16 protein-coding genes, 1 tRNA gene and 1 pseudogene are annotated in these 18202 nt (G+C 57.2%); 7 read left to right on the top strand and 11 right to left on the bottom strand.

What is annotated here, in order from left to right; all coding sequences use genetic code 11:
* Positions 1–63 precede the first annotated feature (63 nt).
* The 3 genes from exeL (at position 64) to exeN (ending at position 2601) form a co-directional block, all read left to right on the top strand.
* Complete coding sequence (gene exeL, locus NMD14_05260; GenBank protein ID XEI33831.1) at positions 64–1248, top strand: GspL family type II secretion system protein ExeL; 1185 nt, start codon at positions 64–66, stop codon at positions 1246–1248.
* Complete coding sequence (exeM, locus tag NMD14_05255) at positions 1245–1736, top strand: GspM family type II secretion system protein ExeM (protein ID XEI33830.1); 492 nt, start codon at positions 1245–1247, stop codon at positions 1734–1736. The genes exeL and exeM overlap by 4 nt, the downstream gene beginning before the upstream one ends.
* Positions 1737–1833: 97 nt before the next feature.
* Positions 1834–2601 (top strand): GspN family type II secretion system protein ExeN, encoded by a 768-nt coding sequence (gene exeN, locus NMD14_05250; protein ID XEI33829.1) that lies wholly within the window; start codon positions 1834–1836, stop codon positions 2599–2601.
* Positions 2602–2730: 129 nt separating this feature from the next.
* Here exeN and NMD14_05245 read toward each other — a convergent pair.
* A tRNA-Ser gene (locus NMD14_05245) sits at positions 2731–2818 on the bottom strand.
* Between the two features lie 209 nt (positions 2819–3027).
* On the opposite strand from NMD14_05245, the gene NMD14_05240 reads away from it, so the two are divergent.
* On the top strand, positions 3028–3684 hold the full coding sequence (locus tag NMD14_05240) for a Bax inhibitor-1/YccA family protein (GenBank protein XEI33828.1): 657 nt from the start codon (positions 3028–3030) through the stop codon (positions 3682–3684).
* Between the two features lie 30 nt (positions 3685–3714).
* Here the strand turns inward: NMD14_05240 and NMD14_05235 are convergent, their stop codons facing one another.
* The gene (locus NMD14_05235; GenBank protein ID XEI33827.1) at positions 3715–5052 is read right to left on the bottom strand and encodes an IS4 family transposase; all 1338 of its coding nucleotides are present in this window, start codon (positions 5050–5052) and stop codon (positions 3715–3717) included.
* A 322-nt stretch (positions 5053–5374) separates the two neighbouring features.
* Between NMD14_05235 and yccS the strand changes: the two genes are divergently transcribed.
* Complete coding sequence (yccS, locus tag NMD14_05230) at positions 5375–7540, top strand: YccS family putative transporter (protein ID XEI33826.1); 2166 nt, start codon at positions 5375–5377, stop codon at positions 7538–7540.
* Between the two features lie 24 nt (positions 7541–7564).
* Positions 7565–7915, top strand: coding sequence for a TusE/DsrC/DsvC family sulfur relay protein (locus NMD14_05225; GenBank protein XEI33825.1), 351 nt, complete (start codon positions 7565–7567; stop codon positions 7913–7915).
* Positions 7916–8014: 99 nt separating this feature from the next.
* Here the strand turns inward: NMD14_05225 and NMD14_05220 are convergent, their stop codons facing one another.
* The 6 genes and pseudogenes from NMD14_05220 to NMD14_05195 all read right to left on the bottom strand — a co-directional run bounded on the left by NMD14_05220 (position 8015) and on the right by NMD14_05195 (position 13655).
* Positions 8015–8929 (bottom strand): Gfo/Idh/MocA family oxidoreductase, encoded by a 915-nt coding sequence (locus tag NMD14_05220; protein XEI33824.1) that lies wholly within the window; start codon positions 8927–8929, stop codon positions 8015–8017.
* An 801-nt stretch (positions 8930–9730) separates the two neighbouring features.
* Positions 9731–9823: pseudogene (locus NMD14_05215) on the bottom strand (prepilin-type N-terminal cleavage/methylation domain-containing protein).
* Between the two features lie 186 nt (positions 9824–10009).
* Entirely contained in the window at positions 10010–10201 is a 192-nt protein-coding gene (locus NMD14_05210) for a hypothetical protein (protein XEI33823.1), read from the bottom strand.
* Between the two features lie 232 nt (positions 10202–10433).
* The gene (ompA, locus tag NMD14_05205; GenBank protein XEI33822.1) at positions 10434–11435 is read right to left on the bottom strand and encodes a porin OmpA; all 1002 of its coding nucleotides are present in this window, start codon (positions 11433–11435) and stop codon (positions 10434–10436) included.
* A gap of 308 nt (positions 11436–11743) precedes the next feature.
* Positions 11744–12763, bottom strand: coding sequence for an OmpA family protein (locus NMD14_05200; GenBank protein XEI33821.1), 1020 nt, complete (start codon positions 12761–12763; stop codon positions 11744–11746).
* Between the two features lie 295 nt (positions 12764–13058).
* Positions 13059–13655, bottom strand: coding sequence for a hypothetical protein (locus NMD14_05195; GenBank protein ID XEI33820.1), 597 nt, complete (start codon positions 13653–13655; stop codon positions 13059–13061).
* Between the two features lie 256 nt (positions 13656–13911).
* Between NMD14_05195 and NMD14_05190 the strand changes: the two genes are divergently transcribed.
* The gene (locus NMD14_05190) at positions 13912–14178 is read left to right on the top strand and encodes a helix-turn-helix domain-containing protein (protein XEI33819.1); all 267 of its coding nucleotides are present in this window, start codon (positions 13912–13914) and stop codon (positions 14176–14178) included.
* Positions 14179–14218: 40 nt separating this feature from the next.
* On the opposite strand, the gene oxyR is transcribed toward NMD14_05190, so the two are convergent.
* From oxyR to NMD14_05175, 3 genes are all read right to left on the bottom strand, one after another.
* Complete coding sequence (gene oxyR / locus NMD14_05185; protein ID XEI33818.1) at positions 14219–15118, bottom strand: DNA-binding transcriptional regulator OxyR; 900 nt, start codon at positions 15116–15118, stop codon at positions 14219–14221.
* A gap of 237 nt (positions 15119–15355) precedes the next feature.
* Positions 15356–16786: a PTS glucose transporter subunit IIBC gene (gene ptsG, locus NMD14_05180; GenBank protein ID XEI33817.1), complete on the bottom strand. Its 1431-nt coding sequence runs from the start codon at positions 16784–16786 to the stop codon at positions 15356–15358.
* Between the two features lie 423 nt (positions 16787–17209).
* Complete coding sequence (locus NMD14_05175) at positions 17210–18142, bottom strand: MalM family protein (protein XEI33816.1); 933 nt, start codon at positions 18140–18142, stop codon at positions 17210–17212.
* Positions 18143–18202 lie beyond the last annotated feature (60 nt).

Below are 18202 nucleotides of genomic sequence, written 5' to 3'. Positions count from 1 at the left end.
CTGCGCACCAGTGGCCAGGGCGCATAACGCCCTGCGCAAACCGGTATCGCAGGAGAGAGATGCGTGAGCGAAAGTCTGGTCATCCGACTGGGGACCAATAAACAACAACCCGTGGCCTGGCTGGTCTGGTCCGGTCAGGAGCAGGAGATCATCGCCTCCGGCACCCTGCCCTCGGCCAATGCCCTGGGCGAGCTGCAGGAGCGGGCCGGTGGCCGCCCCGTGGTCACGCTGGTGCCGGGCAGCGATCTGATCTTCCGGCGCGTCACCCTGCCGGGTCGCTACAACCGCCAGTCGGCAGCAGCCCTCCCCTACCTGCTGGAGGAGCAGATCGCCTCCGACGTAGACGAGCTCCATCTGGTGGTGCTGGCCCACGACGGCCAGCAGGTGGATCTGATGGCGGTGGATCGGCAGAAGATGGCCGAGTGGCTCGGCTGGCTCGATGCCGCTGGCCTCAAGAGTCTGCAACTGCTGCCCGATGTGCTGGCGCTGCCACAGGCCGCTGATGGCTGGTCTGCGCTGCAACTCGGCAGCGAATGGCTGGTGCGCCAGGGCCCCTGTCAGGGGATCGTTGCCGACGAACCGCTGCTGGCTATCTTGCTGGCAACCGAAGCCGAGCCGGTCACCATCCACAGCCACACTCCGGTGCCCGCCATTGCAGCCGCCAACTGGCAGGCGGCGGAGCCCGAGCTGCCCATGCTGCTGCTGGCCAAAGGGGCCCTCACCTGCCGCGCCAACCTGCTGACCGGCCCCTACCGGCCGCAAACCGAATATGCCCGCTACTGGTTGCAGTGGCGCAAGGTAGCCATCACTGCGGGTCTGTTGCTGCTGGTGGCCCTCGGCCAGCGCGGCGTGCAGCTCTATCAGCTCACCGAGCAGGACAAGGCGCTGAAAGCGGAGATCCGTGCCGTCTATACCCGCATCTTCCCGGGCGAGAGCCGCATCGTGAATGTGCGCAGCCAGATGAACCAGCACCTGCAACAGATGGGACAGGCCCCGCAAAACGGCGTGCTGCTGATGCTCACCGAGCTGGCCCCCACCTTTGCCGAAGTCCCCGGTCTGAAACCGCAGGTGATGCGCTTTGATGCCAGTCGCCGCGAGCTGCGGCTGCAGGTAACCGCCCCCGGCTTTGCCGAGATCGAGCGGTTCCGCGAGCTGGCAGGCAAGCAATTCGAGGTACAGCAAGGCGAGGTGCGCAGCACCGAGGGCAAGGTAGAGGGTGCACTGGTGCTCAAGGGTAAATCATCATGATGGAAAAATTGCAGAGCTGGTGGCACGGCATCACCGCACGGGAACAGCGGCTGGTGGTCGCGGGTGGCGCCCTGTTGCTGGTCGGTCTCTTCTACTGGAGCGTCTGGCAACCGATCAATAATCGCATTGCCGAGCGGGAGCGGCAGGTGCAGAACCAGCAGCAGACCCTCGCCTGGCTCAAGGAGAAGGGCGAAGAGGTGCTGGCCATGCAGGGTGGCGCGGGGCGCCAGATCGACACCAGCGGCACCCTGGAAGGGGTGGTCAACCGCACCGCCTTCAATCACAAGATCAAGATTGCCCGGCTGCAACCCCAGGCGCAGGAGCTGCAAGTGTGGATCGACACGGTCCAGTTCGATGACTTGCTGCTCTGGCTCTCCACTCTGGTGGAGCAGCACGGCATTCAGGTTCAAATCATCGAGATCGCCCGCGAGGACCTGGCCCCGGGTCTGGTCAAGGTCAGACGTTTGCAGTTGAGTCGTCCTCAATGAAACATCCCATCGTCACTCCCCGCCGGTTGCAGCTCTCTCACCGCCATGTAGCCAGTGCGCCGGGCCGGGTTTCTCTCTTGCAGTTGAGTCGTTTCCTATGAAAAAACGCATCCTGATTGCCAGCCTGTTTCTGGCAGCCTATCTGGTCTTCCTGCTGGCCACCCTGCCTGCAGCGCTAGTGGCTCGCCATCTGCCGCTGCCTGCCAACATTGCCAACCTGCTGAAACTGGAAGGGGTGAGCGGCACGCTCTGGAGTGGCCAGATTGCCCGACTGCAATATGCCAGCGAATCGGTGAACCAGCTGCGCTGGGATCTCAACGGCTGGTCGCTGCTGCGCTTCGCCCCCGAAGTGGCCATTCGCTTTGGCGATCGCAACGGCCTCAACGGTCAGGGCGTTGTCGGCTGGAATGGCGCCGCCTTCGGCCGGGATCTGACCCTCAACGCCCCCGCCCCCTGGTTGCTGAGCCGGGTGCCGATGCGCCTGCCGATCCCGTTCACCGTCAGCGGCCAGCTGCAGCTCAAAGTGGAGCAGTTTGCCCAGGGCAACCCCTGGTGTGACAACCTCTACGGCAACCTCGACTGGTACAACGCCAGCGCCGATACCCCGGCGGGCAAGCTGGATCTGGCCGACCCCGAGCTGAAGCTCACCTGCCTCGACTCCAAACTGGTGGCCGAACTCAAGCAGGGCTCCGATGCGGTGCAGACCATGGGTCGCCTCGAGCTGCAACCTAATGGCCAATACCTGTTCCAGGGCACCCTGAAACCGGGCCCCGAACTGCCGCCACAGATGCAGCAAGGGCTCCCCTTCCTCGGCCAGCCCGACAGTCAGGGCCGCTTCCCCCTGCGCTATCAGGGGCGGATCTAAGCCATCATTCAAGTTGAAAATGGCTCTGGGACAACCCGAGCCATTTTTATCGTCCATGTGACATGTCAGTTAAAATGCCAGAAACGAAAAAGCCCAAGCGGGTGACCGCTTGGGCTTTCTCTTTGAATATGGCGGAGGAGGTGGGATTTGAACCCACGGATGGTCGCCCATCGCCGGTTTTCAAGACCGGTGCATTCAGCCGCTCTGCCACCCCTCCGAACGGCGTGCATACTACGCTAAGCCCTTGTTCATATGCAATACATATTTCCTGTGGGATAGTGTGCGGGAGCAAAATGGCCGGTGGCTTGAAATTGTTCCTCGTCATCCCTATTTGTTCTACATACAATGCCTATTACATGCAGTAACAAACAGCGATCACGAGGCGGCCGCTCGCCGTCTCACCCGGACATCAAGAGGACACCCAAGATGGATACCCGTTCTATCTACACTGGCACCCAAAGTGCCGTACGCGATACCAACAAGGTGCTGCGTAACACCTATATGCTGCTCTCCCTCACTCTGGGCTTCTCTGCCGTGGTAGCGGGGATCGCTACCGTGATGAACATGCCGCCGCTGCACTGGGCCGTGTTCCTGATCGGCGTCTACGGTCTGATGTTCCTGACTCAGAAAAATCAGAATAACGGCATGGGGCTGGTCTTCACCTTCGCCTTGACCGGTCTGCTGGGCTATAGCCTGGGCCCCATCATCAACATGTACATGAACAATGGTGGTGGCGAGATCGTGATGACTGCCCTTGGCGGCACCGCGCTCACCTTCTTCGGTCTGTCGGCCTATGCCCTGACCACCAAGCGTGACCTCTCTTTCATCGGCGGCATGCTGTTCGTCGGTTTCTGGGTACTGCTGGTCGCCATGGTGGCCAACATCTTCCTGCAGATGAGCGCCCTGAACCTGGCGCTGTCCGCCATGTTCATGCTGTTCTCCTCCGGTGCCATTCTGCTGACGACCCAGCAGATCGTGCGCGGCGGCGAGACCAACTACATCTCCGCTACCGTCACCCTGTATGTCTCTATCTACAACATCTTCCTGAGCCTGCTGAGCCTGCTTGGCGGCAACCGCAACTAATCAGAAACCCCGCTTCGGCGGCAATGCTGTTCACTTAAGCGGAGCCGCATTGCGATCTACCGGAAAGCGGGTCTTTGATATCTTCACCGCCCTGGGTCTCGATGGCCTGGGGCGTTTTTCTATGAACATGACGCCTATGCTCCCCCGCAACTCCGCCAACCTCCGTGGGGTATGGGCTGGCGATATCGCGCCCGCCATCACTGCCATCTGGTTCGCGATGAACTGACAGGCAAACTTGAAGCTCACCTCATTGGGCGCTCGCTGATGAGCTACGGCGGCCTGGCTCGCCTCCCGCCTGACCAGATTGTATCCAAGCAGCAAACCCCACAGTTCCTGATAAACCAAGTCCACTTTCTTGCTTCTCAGTGTGATGGCGTTGTGCTGCATCGCACTTTTGATATCCCGGTATCCCAACTCGATTTCCCAGCGCTCGTGGTACAGGGTCGCCACCTGCGCTGCGCTGAATCGGGTTACGGGCAGGGAGGTAAAGACCGTTTTCTCCTTGCCTGCCACCTCGTAGGTCACTGCGCGAACTTGCCAGTGCGTCGGTAACTCGGGGTTTTTCTTGCGAGCCTGAGGCGAGACCGTCATTTGCAACAGACGGTCACCGTCGCCATAGCGCTCAAGTTCCGTGTATACCAACCCCTTGCGTTCCGGGATGAGCCAGTGACGGTCGGTGTCTTCGGCCTGAATTCGTAGCAACAGGTCGGCACCGAAGAAACCTTTATCCAGCAGGGTCACCGACTTGTCCGGCAATGAGTGAATGAACTCACTGGCCAGGGGGATTTCCCCTTTGCGATACGGGCTGATGGCCGCGTTGGCAATGACATGCGAGCGGACATTCATCAGCGTGACCAGCCGCAGCATTGGATAGGGTGTCTGCCGGTTGGTTGACGTGTTACCCGAACCGAAATGCGCCCTGAGTTCAGGCATATCCTGGGTACGAAACAGGGCTCCATCGATGGCAAAGACCTGTAAACCGTGCCACTGGTCTTCAGGATAACGTTCCCGTCCCCACACATCGGCACACTGCTTGAACAGCCACTCGAGCGGCTGTTTGCCGAGTCGCTGACGGGCTTGAGACAGGGCACTGTCCGCGAGCAAGGCGTCATTGGCCAACCCTTCTGCACAGATATTGAGGCGCCGAGCGACCTCGGAGATGGGCTCATTACGGAAAAAGGCCATCCCCACGACGAGCCACAAGACCATATCAGAAGGTAAGCGGCGTCGGCGGATAGTGGCCTTTTCAGACAAGGCGGCTGCGGCAGTAATCCATTCGTCGGGAATATGGTCGGCAAAAATTGCCAGCCGAGCCAGCATGTCGCCAGATGTCTCAACAACATCGCTCAGGTCGTTTGCAATAGACATAAAAAAATCCGGAACCAGTGATTGGTTCCGGATTGTCCTACAGCAGAAGGATCGGTCAATGGATCCTTAACTGATCAGCATTGCGCTTCGGCGGGGTTTTTATTGGCGCTGTTTTTTGTCAGGATAATTTGTAAATCAAGGATATGAAGCGAAGTGGCCCTGATCCAAATCAGGGCCACTTCGCGCTTGGTGGGCTACTATCTCGCTCTCGTTTCGATCAAGGGTTTCACCTGTCTCATGCCGATGGACGTCTCTGGTTTGTTACGCCGACTGCTGACTGATAGTCACATCGATTTTGCTTCGCTCAAGGGTGGTGCCTAGCATGCCCATGGACTTCTCCGGTTTGTTACGCCGACTGCTGGCCGATAGTCACATCTACTTCGCTCTCAAGGTACTGCTGGCCATTCTCGGTCTGCTAGCCTTCACCCTGGCCACCGGCAATATCCAGCTCACCGTGCTGCTCTCTCTCGGGGTCGTGGCGGGCGCCATCGCCGAAACCGACGACAGCCTGTGGGGACGCCTCAAGAACCTCGCCATGACGCTGATTTGCTTCATGTTTGCGTCCCTGTGTGTGCAGTATCTCTACCCCACCCCCTGGCTGTTTGCCATTGGGCTGGCCAGCTCCACCCTTATCTTCGTGATGGTAGGGGCGCTCGGCGCCCGCTACGCCACCATCAGCTTCGGCTCGCTGCTGATCGCCATCTACACCATGCTGGGGGCCGCCAAGTCGCCGGATCTCTTCTACCAGCCGCTGGCCCTCGGCGCTGGCGCCCTCTGGTACGGGCTGGTCTCTTTCATCTGGCTCTGGCTGCTGCCCTACAAGACCCTGCACGAGCAGCTGGCCCAGGGCTACTTCGCCCTTGGCCGCTACCTGCTGGAAAAATCCCGCTTCTTCCCGGCGGACGAGCACGGCGCCCAGGCCATTCGCCACAATCTGGCCCAGCTCAACATCAATCTGGTGAGTGCGCTGACCCTCACCAAATCGGCCCTCAACGCCCGCCTTAGCCGCCGCCATCCGGCGAGCCCCGAACTTGCCAGCCTGCTACGCCTCTACCTGCTGGCGCTGGAAATTCACGAACGCGCCACCTCCAGCCACTACCCCTACAGCCGACTGGAAGCGGAGCTCAAGCAGGGCATCGTACTGGAAGGGTTTCAGGAGCTGTTCCTGCAACTCTCCGAGGCGTGCCAGCGGCTCGGTTACGCCATTCTGGTGCACAAGCCCTACGCCCATAACAAGCGCATCCACTGGACGCTGGAGGCCCTCGGCGATCAGCTGGAGTTCACCCATCTCAAGCAGCACTACCCGAAAACCCTGCTGACGCCGATGAAGTTCCTGCGCCGCAATCTGGCCAGCATCAACCAGCTGCTGGGCAGCGCCGAAGTGCTGCAAAACCCCGAACAGCCGCAGCAGGAGCTGCCCGCGCTGGCGCGCCCGCCCCGCCTGCCGCTGCTGGCCCAGCTCAAGCAGCACCTCACCTTGCACTCCATGGTGTTTCGCCACGCACTGCGCCTCTCATTGGGGCTGGTGATCGGCTACGGCATACTGCAAGCCTTTGATATCGAAAAGGGCTACTGGATTTTGCTGACCGTGCTGTTTGTCTGCCAGCCCAGCTACAGCGCCACCCGGCGCCGACTGGTGCAGCGGATGCTCGGCACCTTTATCGGGATCCTGGTGGGACTCCCGGTGCTCTGGCTGTTCCCCGAGCTGCACGTCCAGCTGGTGGTGATGGGGCTCGCCGCCTTCCTGTTCTTCACCCAGGTGCGCAACAACTACAGCGCCGCGGTCTGCTTTATCACCCTCTACGTGCTGATGGCGTTCAACCTGCTCGATGGCATCGGCTTTGCCATTCTGGGGCCGCGGCTGCTCGATACCCTGCTCGGCTGCCTGATCTCTTACGGGTTGGTGGCCTGGCTGTGGCCGGACTGGCAGTACAAGCGGCTGCCGACCCTGATCGCCAATTCGCTGTCGGCCAACGCCCGCTATCTCTCGGCGGTGCTGGCAAGCCTCAAGCAGCAGCGGGACGAGTCCATCGACTATCGGGTGGCGCGCAAGAGCGCCCATCTGGCGGACAGCGAGCTGGCCACCGCCTGGCAGAGCATGCTGGTGGAGCCGCAAAAGCGCCGCCGCTTCCTCGATCTCTGCTTTACCCTCACCTGGCGCAACCACGCCCTGCTCTCCTACATCTCGGCGCTGGGGGCCCATCGCGACAAGCTGGAGGCCATCAACGGGCTGGATGAGATGCGCCACCACATCTGCCACACCCTGGAGCAGGCCGCCGGTCATCTGGCAGGCACCCCCTCCAGCTCCATCGGCAGCAAGAACCTGCTGCTCACCACGGATGGCGATAACGAGTGCAGCGAGGAGCAGCTGATGCTGACCCAGCAGCTCAACCTGATCAGCGAGCTGGCGGATGAGTTACTCCATCTGGCCAACGAGAGCCGGTTGCTCACCGGGGATCAAGGCGCTACCATGCCCGCCCAATCCTGATAGCCCCATTAGCGAGGAGCCCTCATGTCTGCGTCCGAACAACATCAGCTGGAATTCAACGGCCAACTCATAAAGACCGATGCCAAGGGCTACCTGCTCAACAGCAACGACTGGAGCGAGGAGCTGGCGCTGATGCTAGCGGCGCAGGAGGGGATCGAGCTGGAGGAGCCGCACTGGGAAGTGGTGCGTTTCGTGCGCGCCTTCTATCTGGAGTTCAACACCTCCCCCGCCATCCGCGCGCTGGTCAAGGCGATGGAGAAGCAGTACGGCCCCGAGAAGGGCAACAGCCGCTACCTCTACAAGCTGTTCCCGGAAGGGCCCGCCAAGCAGGCGACCAAGATTGGCGGCCTGCCCAAGCCGGTGAAGTGCATCTGATCCCATAACAACGGGGGCCGCAACTGCGGCCCCCGTTGTGTTTGGTGCGCTATCTTCGCGCACCGTCCATTCATATCCCTCGCACTGACTCGGCCAGCCTTAACTCCGCTGGTCAGCCAGCGCCACCAGCTGCTCTGCCAACCGGTGGCCGTGCAGGTAGGAGGCGATCAACTCGCTATCAGCCTTGCCGATTGCAATCTGCTGATACCAGTGCTCCAGCATGGCGGCAAAGCCGCGCTGGGCCAGCACCGGCTGCCAGTCGTTGGGGGCCAGCGTCTGGGCCTGCTTGTCGCGGGCGATGATGCCGCGGGTGCAGTTCTCAAGGTGCAGGGAGAGGTTGTCGCCGTAGGCATCGATACGCTCCTCGGTGATCCCGGCGCTGCGGTTCATGCTGCCACTGATGGCGCGATCGCCGCGTTGCCAGCTGACGCTTACTCCGGCCAACAGACTGGTGTCCTGCGCACAGGGGCGCAATACCGCATGAAAGTCGCCATCCGGCACGCCGCCATAGAAGCAGAGGCTGTCGAGCACATGGATAAAGTCGTCGAACATAAAATCCCGCGCCTTGCCCGGCAAGGCAAAGCGATGCTTTTGCCAGTTAAGATCGGTGAGCGGCTGGGCGCGGGCGGCATCCATGGCGGGCAGATAACGGCGATTAAAACCGGTAAAGAGGGCGCAATTTTGCACCACGGCGAGATTGGCCAGCGCCTCGGCCTCGGCCAGATTGTCGCACAGGGGCTTGTCGACAAAGGTGGGGATCCCTGCGCGCAGGGACTGCTCGGCCAGCTCGCGATGCACTGCGGTAGCTGCGTGGATCATCACGGCATCGGGGCGGCTGGCCAGCAGGGCCGCCACGTCGGTAAAGCACTCGGCGACCCGATATTGGCGGGCCAGCTTCTCCAGCACCGATGGACTCCGGGTGCAGAGCAGCGGGGTGACCCGCTCATCGCTCGCCAGCAGCGGCAGATAGGCTTTCCGGGCGATATCCCCCAGACCAATCATGGCAATGCGCATCTCAACTCCTTTTCACTCGATAACGGGACAAACGGATAACTGCCCGCACCATTGCAGGATTTCCCCCGCAGATCCAGCCTGCCGTTATCGCTGCATATTCCGACCGATCATGCACACCAATTCCGGTTCAATCTGGACTCGTTGCCCTCCTTTCCGGAAACATAATGGGGACATCCACAACATTGCCTTACCGAATAAGCTGATAGCGATCACCATCCCACCGAATTTACATCACCTCCGTGGACTCTACCCAAAAAGGTGGCTGTCCAAGAGGTCTCGTCATTCTGCACATAAAGGTGGAGTCCCACCGTAGATTACCGTGGGATGGATCTGGCGCAGTGAGGCCGAACGTGGATATAGCCAATGCCTGCCACAGCGCAGGCATTGGGTAGCTGCATATCAGCAGCCAGGAAAGAATAAAATCGTAGGGGCGGCACCGGACGTTACGGCATCGATATAAGTGACATTACAGACAACCGTATGGTCAGATGCCGAGGCATAGCGCCCTTTGGGCCAGATACCGATGGTATTGGGAGCCGTATCCAGAGAGGCGTAAATAAAATCGGTGGTAGTCGATGTGGCATCGCTACTAGCTGAAATATCAATAACTTCCATCAGATCCTGACCATTGGGGTACCCATAAACGGTACGAACAGTCTTACCACTACCCAAGGTTATCGTTGCGGCACTGGCGGTCTCCACCCCCGATATCACGGCTTTGGCATGCACCATCTCGGCCGCACTGCTTACGGCCGCCTGAACGCCCTTCAAGGTGCTCTCGCGGGCATCGTCTTGCATATTCAGAAACTTCGGTGCGGCGGTAATGGCCAAAATACCGAGTATCACGATCACAATAACCAGCTCGATCAGGGTAAAACCGGATTGATGTTTCATAGTTCTCTACCAAACAAGTGGTGGGCACCGCATCAACTCGTGAACGGTGTAAAATTAGATACATATCATACGCTGACGTTCCGTGTGGCGCCATCTCATCAGGACCCGGGGCTCGCATCATGAACAGGCTCTTTAGCGGCAACCAAGTGAAATAGACATGAAATGGGATTCGTTTGTGAACTTATTTTATCGCCAAACAAAACCGCCACGCCCGAAGCCATGACGATTATCCACAGCTACCACTATCTCGATCAACGCCTCGCGCCAGCCGAACTTGAGCGCATTGCCCATCAGCGCATCAGCCAGCCGGTGACTGAGGTTGCCTAGGGAGCCTTCAAACAGATGTTGCTTCAGGATGGACCGACACAGCGTCAGCACGCCAGTTTCTTCCAGATGCCAACAGCCTGGCAGGCTGAAGGTGCAGATGCAGGGAGTACGAGCGGCAAGGTGTCAGGACATGAGATGGCGAAGATGGCAAATATGCAGGATTTCCAGCCAGTGAATGGCCCCATGGCCCAGAGCCAAATAAAGAACCCCCTCTTTGGAACAGAGGAGGTTCTTCAGCAAGCTGAGGAGGCCTCGTGGCCTCCTTTCAAATCGGACTACAGGATTACTGTTTGACTTCCTGTACGCCGGTGACGCGAACTTCCACACGGCGATCCGGCGCCAGGCAGGAGATCAGCTGAGCCTTGCCCTTGACGCTGTTGCACTGGGTACCGGTGACCGGATTGGCTTCACCGCGACCTTCGATGGCAACCTTGCCAGCCGGCAGACCTTTGCCAATCAGGAAGTCGGCCACAGTACGGGCGCGCGCTTCAGAGAGTTTCTGGTTGTGAGCGTCAGAACCGATACGGTCGGTGTAACCGACAACCACGGCACTGCCATCTTTCGGCTGAACGTCAACGATCTGCTGATACAGCGTGTTGAGCGCTGCGGCACCCTCTGGCTTGAGGGTGGATTTGCCAAAGGCAAACAGCACGTCAGAGCTCAGGGCGAAGTTCTTGTCGACCAGTACCGGCTCGGGAACCGGCTCAGGTGCGGGAGCTGCAACCGGGGGCACATAGGAGGTGCGGTTCGGGTGCATCACCAGCTCCAGGGTCGCGACGCTCATGTCGCTCTGCCAGGTTTTCTGCTCGTCACCCAGATTCCACAGATAGCGGTAGCGGGCTTGCAGATCGATAAGGTCGGAGACCTTGGCAGTCAGGCCGAGGCCAGCCAGCGGCGCTGTGCCGTTGTCGCTATTGCCATTGCCGTTGACGTGATTGAAGTAGGCACCACCCTCAGCAAACACCGAGAAGATATCGCCTAGCGGCAGACGGGCAATACCGGACAGTGTTGCCCCCTGGGTCTTGAAGTCGACACCGTCAACGCCCGCTTTACCGGCGTAGAGGTAGCCCAGTTCCGCTGCATAATAGTCGTTGAAGTTGTAACCGCCGAACAGGCTCAGTGCGGTGGCGTCTTTGTCTGTATCCAGACCTTGTACATCGTCAAGGTTATGAGCATATGCCCAACCTGCACCAACACCGGTATACCAGTCATCGGCAGCCTGAGCCGTGGTACCTGCGGCAGCCAGTGCCAGTGCAATCAGGGTAGGAGCCATTTTAAGTTTCATCGGTTTATCCTCGTTGTATTAGCCCAGGTCGGGCAATGCACTTGTTCTTATTGCTGCGAGAACATCGCCAGCAAAGTGGATAGCGAAGGCTTTGGACTCTCATGATGCCTTGGCGTCATGGACAACAGACCGGACAATAAGCGCTTTTTAGTGCTTATCCAATACCTTACAGACGCAACTACTTTATGCTTTCACGACGGATCAGACAAGGGTAAGGAGGGATGATTGAGGGATGCAAACGAAAATCAGAGAAACAAAAAGGGATGCCGCAGCATCCCTTTTTTTCGCACAATCTGAACGAGGTCAGATTATTGCTGAGCTTCTTGTACGCCAGATACGCGAACTTCTACGCGACGATCCGGAGCCAGGCAGGTGATCAGTTTAGCTTTAGCTTTCACGCTGTTGCATTTGGTGCCGGTAACCGGGTTGGCTTCGCCACGACCTTCGATAGCGACTTTGCTGGCCGCCATACCTTTGCTCACCAGGAAGTTAGCAACGGTACGAGCACGGGCTTCAGACAGCTTCTGGTTGTGAACGTCAGAACCGATACGGTCGGTGTAACCAACAACAACAGCGTTGCCATCTTTCGGCTGGAATTCAACGATTTGCTGATACAGACCGTTCAGGGCGGCCACGCCGTCCTGCTTCAGGGTGGATTTGCCGAAGGCAAACAGCACGTCTGAGTTCAGGGCGAAGTTCTTCTCTACCACTTGCGGAGCAGGTGCCGGCACGTCTTCAACGACCGGAGCCGCGACCGGCTCTACGTAGGAAGAACGGAACGGGTGGTATACCGCTTCCAGAGTACCAACGTACTGGTCAGCTTTGGCGCTGATGCCATCGTTGTGCAGGTCAGCGACATTCCACATGTAACGGTAGCGGGCTTGCACATCCAGCGCGTCGTTGACTTTGTAAGTCACACCGGCACCGGCCAGCGGGGACACTTTAGTGTCGCTTACACCCAGACCGTCGGTGTGAGCCCAGTAGGCGCCGCCTTCAGCGAACAGGGAGATGTCGTTGCCAACTGGCAGACGAGCGATACCGGACAGGGTGGCCCCCTGGTTTTCGTAACGCAGGCCGTTGGTGTTGCCACGACCGGCGTACTGGTAACCCAGTTCGGTACCGAAGTTTTCGGTGATGTTGTAACCCGCGAAGGCGTTGGCGGCAGCCGCATCTTCAGTACCGCTAGTTACGCCAGCGATATCGTTCAGACCGTTGAAGTGAGCAGCACCGACACCGGCACCGAAGTAGATGTCGTCAGCAGCGTGAGCAGCGGTAGCACCCAGAGCAGCCATGGCGATGGCGATCAGGGAAGGAGCCATTTTCATCATAAAAAAATCCTCGTTGAGATCGCACGTTATTTACGTGCTTCGCACTTTGTAATTTATGTAAGCTGCAGGCTCCGCCGTACGGCTGGCGTCGAGTCTGACAGATGACCCGGTATAACCGGGTTGCACACTCTCCTGGTGTGTCGAGTGCGCTGGCGCGCGAGAGCGACTGCCAGGCAACTGATGTCATTCCGATGACGATGCGCACTCTATGCCGATTTTAAAACATGATCAAGCTCACAAATGAACCTTGTGGCAAATTGTGTCGTGCCCTTAATTGCCTATTTATCCAGATTAATTAATGATCCAAATAGGCCCTATGCAGTTTCTTTTCAAGTTTCATATAGGCCTGAGCCCAGTCAGAATGCGGGTTGGCAGGATTCGCTCTGGCGGCAAAGACCGCGAGGTAATCAGCCTGGGTTGCGCTCTGCAGCAGGGGGGTCAATGTCATCAAAAAATGTCGGGCCAGATAGGGGTCAAGGGGCCAGATATTGAGGATGGCGCGCGCCACAGGCTGAACCGCCGCAGAACAGATGAAATGCCGGTGTCCCGCCTCCAGCCAATCTGCCATCTCGCACATGCCCGATTCGGGCACCAGACCACCATCACCCGGGGTCACCGCCAGAGCCATGGTCTGACCGTTTACCATGATGAGTTGTTCATTGTTATGCAGGGTGCCATCGTGACTGCGCAGGGCAAGGTCCGAGCACTCCTGTTCAAGGTACAGACTACAGCTATCCGGCAGTGTGGTCAGGAGCTCGCTGGCATGGCTGAGCATCGAGGCAGGAAGCCAGAATGCTTCGGCGCGATATTGTTCACCTTGCAGACGCTGTTGCGCCAGTATTGCAGGGCAGGAAACGGGGTGCAGGCGAGAGATAATGCCGGGAAAAGCCATACTTATTCCTCTTAATGGGTATCCAGCGGATTATACGAGTTATCGGAGTGGCCACAATAAAGGTTTCTTTTCGAGACTGTTTACCTGAAGCGGCTGAGCGATTACCATCCGCGACGAAGAGAAGGGTTGTCGCCGAAAGGCGCTCATAAGATAGAGGCTCGACCATAACGAGTCCGTACAAAACTGATACACTTGACTACGAGTCGTCGCGAAAAATAAAGGCGGAGTAAATCCGCCAAACGGAGTATGGAACATTATGAATTCAAATATCGTCACTGTTGGCAAGAAGATCCGTCAGATCCGTGAAGCAGTCGGTTTGAGCCGTCCGAAGTTTGCAGATTTGCTGGGAGTTCCTCCTACCACCCTGAAAAACTACGAGCTGGGTTACCGTGAAGTCGGAGGCGCCTTCCTGGTTGCCTTGGCTCACCACCCGGATCTGCACAAGTTCACCCTCTGGCTGTTGGCAGACAAAAAAGTCGCCGAAATCGGCCAGATTGGACCGGATGACCTCGCCAAGGCGTGATCATCGATATGAATAGCAATGCCGCCTTCGGGCGGTATTTTTATTGGGCCAACTGCTTGCTCATCAGCGTGGCTATCGAGGTAGCCAACTCGTTGAAACAGGGGCGGCGCACCGAGTAGTGGCGATAGAGCAGCGAGATGGTGCGTCCCGGCACAGGGTCGACCACCGGTCGATAACTCACTCCCCCCTCATCATGATCGGCAGGTACGGCCAGCTTTGGCACCAGGGTCATGCCGCTACCGGCGGCCACCATGTTGCGCAGGGTCTCGAGACTGGTGCCCTTGAAGCGTTGATCCTCACCAATCCCGCCGGCAAAACAGAATCCCATCGCCTGATCCCGCAAACAGTGGCCATCGGCCAGCATCAGTAATTTCTTGCCCTTGAGGTTGCCAAGCGGCACCTGTCTGGCCTGTGCTTCGGGATGATGGCAAGGCACCGCCAGCCACATCGGCTCGTGGTAGAGCTGGATTGAGCCAAACCCCTCCATCCCCGGCATCTCGGCCAGAATGACGCAATCCAGCTCCCCCTCTTCCAGCCGTTTGAGCAGGGTTTGGGTCTGCTCCTCATAGAGATAGAACTCCAGCTGGGGAAAACGCTCACGCAGGGTCTGGATAATGCGGGGCAACAGATAGGGGCCCACGGTCGGAATAAAACCGATATGGATCTCCCCGGACATCGGCTCGGAGAAGTGCTGACCGATGCTCTTGAGCTCGCGCACCTCCTTGAGCACCCGACGCGCCTGATGGGCCATGGCATCGCCAGCAGGGGTAAACAGCACCTTGCGCGAGGTACGTTCGATCAGAATGACCCCGAGTTCATCCTCCAGCTTGCGCAGCTGGCCGCTCAGGGTGGGTTGACTGACAAAGCAGCGTTCGGCGGCTTTGCGAAAATGTTTTTCCTCATCCAGCGCCACCAGATATTCGAGATCGCGAAGATTCATACAGCAAGAGTCCTGCCTGGAAAATGGGCCATCAGCATGCACAATATCAGCGGGCGGGACAAGTCATGCTACAAGTGAGCCTTCTCGCATGAAGTCATTCACCCGTCATTCCGCACCTGATTTTGGCATTTTCAGTGCTTGACTGTGCTACGGCGACTCGCACTATCCGTAACCACAAATAGTAAGAGGGAGGCTTTCGCCTCCCTCTTCAAACACGCTGATATTCAGGCAACAGAATTAGTTGCTCTTCATCCAGATGTCCATGTCGGTTTTCAGGTTGTCAGACTTGGTACCGAAGATGGCTTGAACGCCGGAGCCTGCGACCACCACACCGGCAGCCCCCAGCTTCTTCAGACCAGCCTGGTCAACTTTGGCAACATCTTTCACACCAACACGCAGACGGGTGATGCAGGCATCCAGAGAAGCGATGTTCTCTTTACCACCGAAGGCGGCAACCAGAGCTGCAGACATTCCGTCTTTACTTTGGCCAACGGTCTCTTCAGCAACCTCGTCTTCACGACCCGGGGTTTTCAGGTTCATGGCACGGATAACGAAGCTGAATACGACGTAGTAAATGGCAGCGTAAACCAGACCCAGACCCACCAGCAGCAGCATCTTGTCGGCACGTGGAGATTGCACCACGAAGTCGATGAAGCCGTTGGAGAAGGTGTGACCGTGTACGATCCCCAGAGAGTTGGTCAGCACATAAGCCAGACCAGCCAGTACCGCGTGGATAGCGTACAGAACCGGAGCGATGAACAGGAAGGAGAATTCAATCGGCTCGGTGATACCAGTCAGGAAAGAGGTCAGGGCAGCAGAGGCCATGATACCAACAATCTTGGCACGGTTTTCCGGCTTGGCGGAGTGCGCGATGGCAAACGCGGCGGCAGGCAGACCGAACATTTTGAACAGGTAGCCACCAGCCAGCTGACCGAAGCCGTTACCCGCAGCGCGGGAGGCGTCATCAGCAGTCAGGAAGCAGGTCATGATACCGTGAACAGTTTCACCAGCACCGTTGACGCAGGTACCAGCCTGATAGAAGAACGGTACGTTCCAGATGTGGTGCAGACCGAACGGGATCAGGGAGCGCTCAACCACGCCGTAGATACCAAAGGCCAGTACCGGGTTCTGGTTGGCAGCCCAGTCAGAGAAAGCACCGATAGCGCCACCCACTGGCGGCCAAATCACGGACAGGATCACACCCAGACCGATGGAGAGGAAACCGGTGATGATGGGCACAGCACGCTTGCCCGCGAAGAAGCCCAGATACTCTGGCAGCTGGATCTTGTAGAAACGGTTGAACGCCCAGGCAGCGATACCACCAGCCAAGATGCCACCCAGCACACCGGTTTCGATGGTTTCAACACCCATCACAGGTGCCATGACCTTCAGGGTAGCGACCATGATGCCGTAGCCAACGATAGCTGACAGACCAGATACGCCGTCGTTATTGGTAAAGCCCAGAGCAACACCGACTGCGAACAGCAGAGCCATCTGACCAAATACGGAACCACCAGCTTGCTCCATCAGTTGGGAGACAATTTCTGGCAACCAGCTGAAGTGGGCAGCACCCACCCCCAGCAGAATACCTGCGACCGGCAAGACTGATACGGGCAGCATCAGCGCCTTACCAACCTTTTGCAGATTAGAGAAAGCATTTTTGAACATTGTGTGCGCTCCTGAATGGATTGTCTTCCCTGAACGATCTATCTGGATGAAATAAGCACTGATTCATTCAGATATCTTCGAGTCGGGCTTGTTTATTTTGACCATCAGAATATAACCCAGCAGGTTATAAATTGCTGCTTTCGAAGGCGGGGGAATATTGAATTTGGAGGGGAGATCACAACTTGTTTAGTGGCTAAAGAATTACGCTAATGCAAGTTAATAATCCGCATCATCACTCTATTACAAATAAATATAAATTGCAGTTTCACTTTGTATTTTAATAATGCAAATTACATCAACAGGAAACCAATTGTAACTCAATGTAACCACATCATTTTTATTTATTACAGTCTACCGATTAAAAAGGCCTCCAACAAGGGAGGCCTTCATAAATATATCTGACTAGCAAAGGAGCGTATTACGCTATTTTTGCGAGCGCTTGACCGCATCAATAAACACGGTTTTTGCTTTGCTTGAACCGGCCCGTTCGGCCTCGTTCACCAGCTTCATTGCCTTGTCGATATCCCCCGCCTTGACCGCTTTTTCGATCTGGCTCTGATAGAAGGCTTCGGTTTCACTCAGCATGGCAGGTACTGAAGTCGGTACTGGCAACACAATGGCACTTTTGCTATTGCCTACGGTAGGCTGAGGTGAGGGAGTGATGGGCTGTTTTTGCACTGAGCCTAATGACATTAACTGTCCTGAACTCAACATCTGGCCAGATGAGCTCACTGAAAGAGCTAAATTACCTGACATACTATGTGGGAACATAGGATCAGCTTCCACCGGCTCGGCCAAACCAGTCTCTTTTGCCCATTTTCTTGCCGCTGACATTACCTTCGTCTCACCCTGACGACTCTTGGGGTCAGCCTTGATAATCATAAACTCAGCCTGCTGGCCAGGCGAGGCATGGCCTAAGGTAATATGACTATCCAGGGAAATGCGACGACCAACACTGCCATAAACGAGTTGGAATTGTTCAGCATTTACCTCTTTGATAACTTTCAGATTTTTGTCTAAAAAGAGCACGCTGGGCAACATAATGCTATCGGTAAAATAAGACTTAAGCGTGATATCTATTTGGCTACGTTGCTTAGGTAGTTGAAAAGCTTTGAAGTAAGACTTTCCGTCTTTGAAATCAAATACGGGTGATGAAGAATCTAAGACTACTTCCAGAGTGCTGTCATCGTCCGGCAATGCATCAAGCGGCATCTGAGCAAAATCTGCACAACATGCAGGAGACGCCATCAAGGTCGCGAATCCAGAATCCGGAATTGACTGTGAGCTATGGCTGGCACACCCACCCAACAGCAGAACGCCAGCCACGATCATTGCTACTTTCGTGTTACGTCTCATAATAGTTATTCCTTTAAATCAAGAAGCGACGCATGAACATGCGTCGCTTCTTTTGCTGTT

The sequence above is a fragment of the Aeromonas veronii genome, assembly GCA_041319085.1.
In the GTDB taxonomy this organism is placed as follows: Bacteria; Pseudomonadota; Gammaproteobacteria; order Enterobacterales; family Aeromonadaceae; genus Aeromonas; species Aeromonas veronii_F.
Note: the sequence above shows the minus strand (reverse complement) of the source record. Positions and strands in the feature narration are given on the sequence as shown.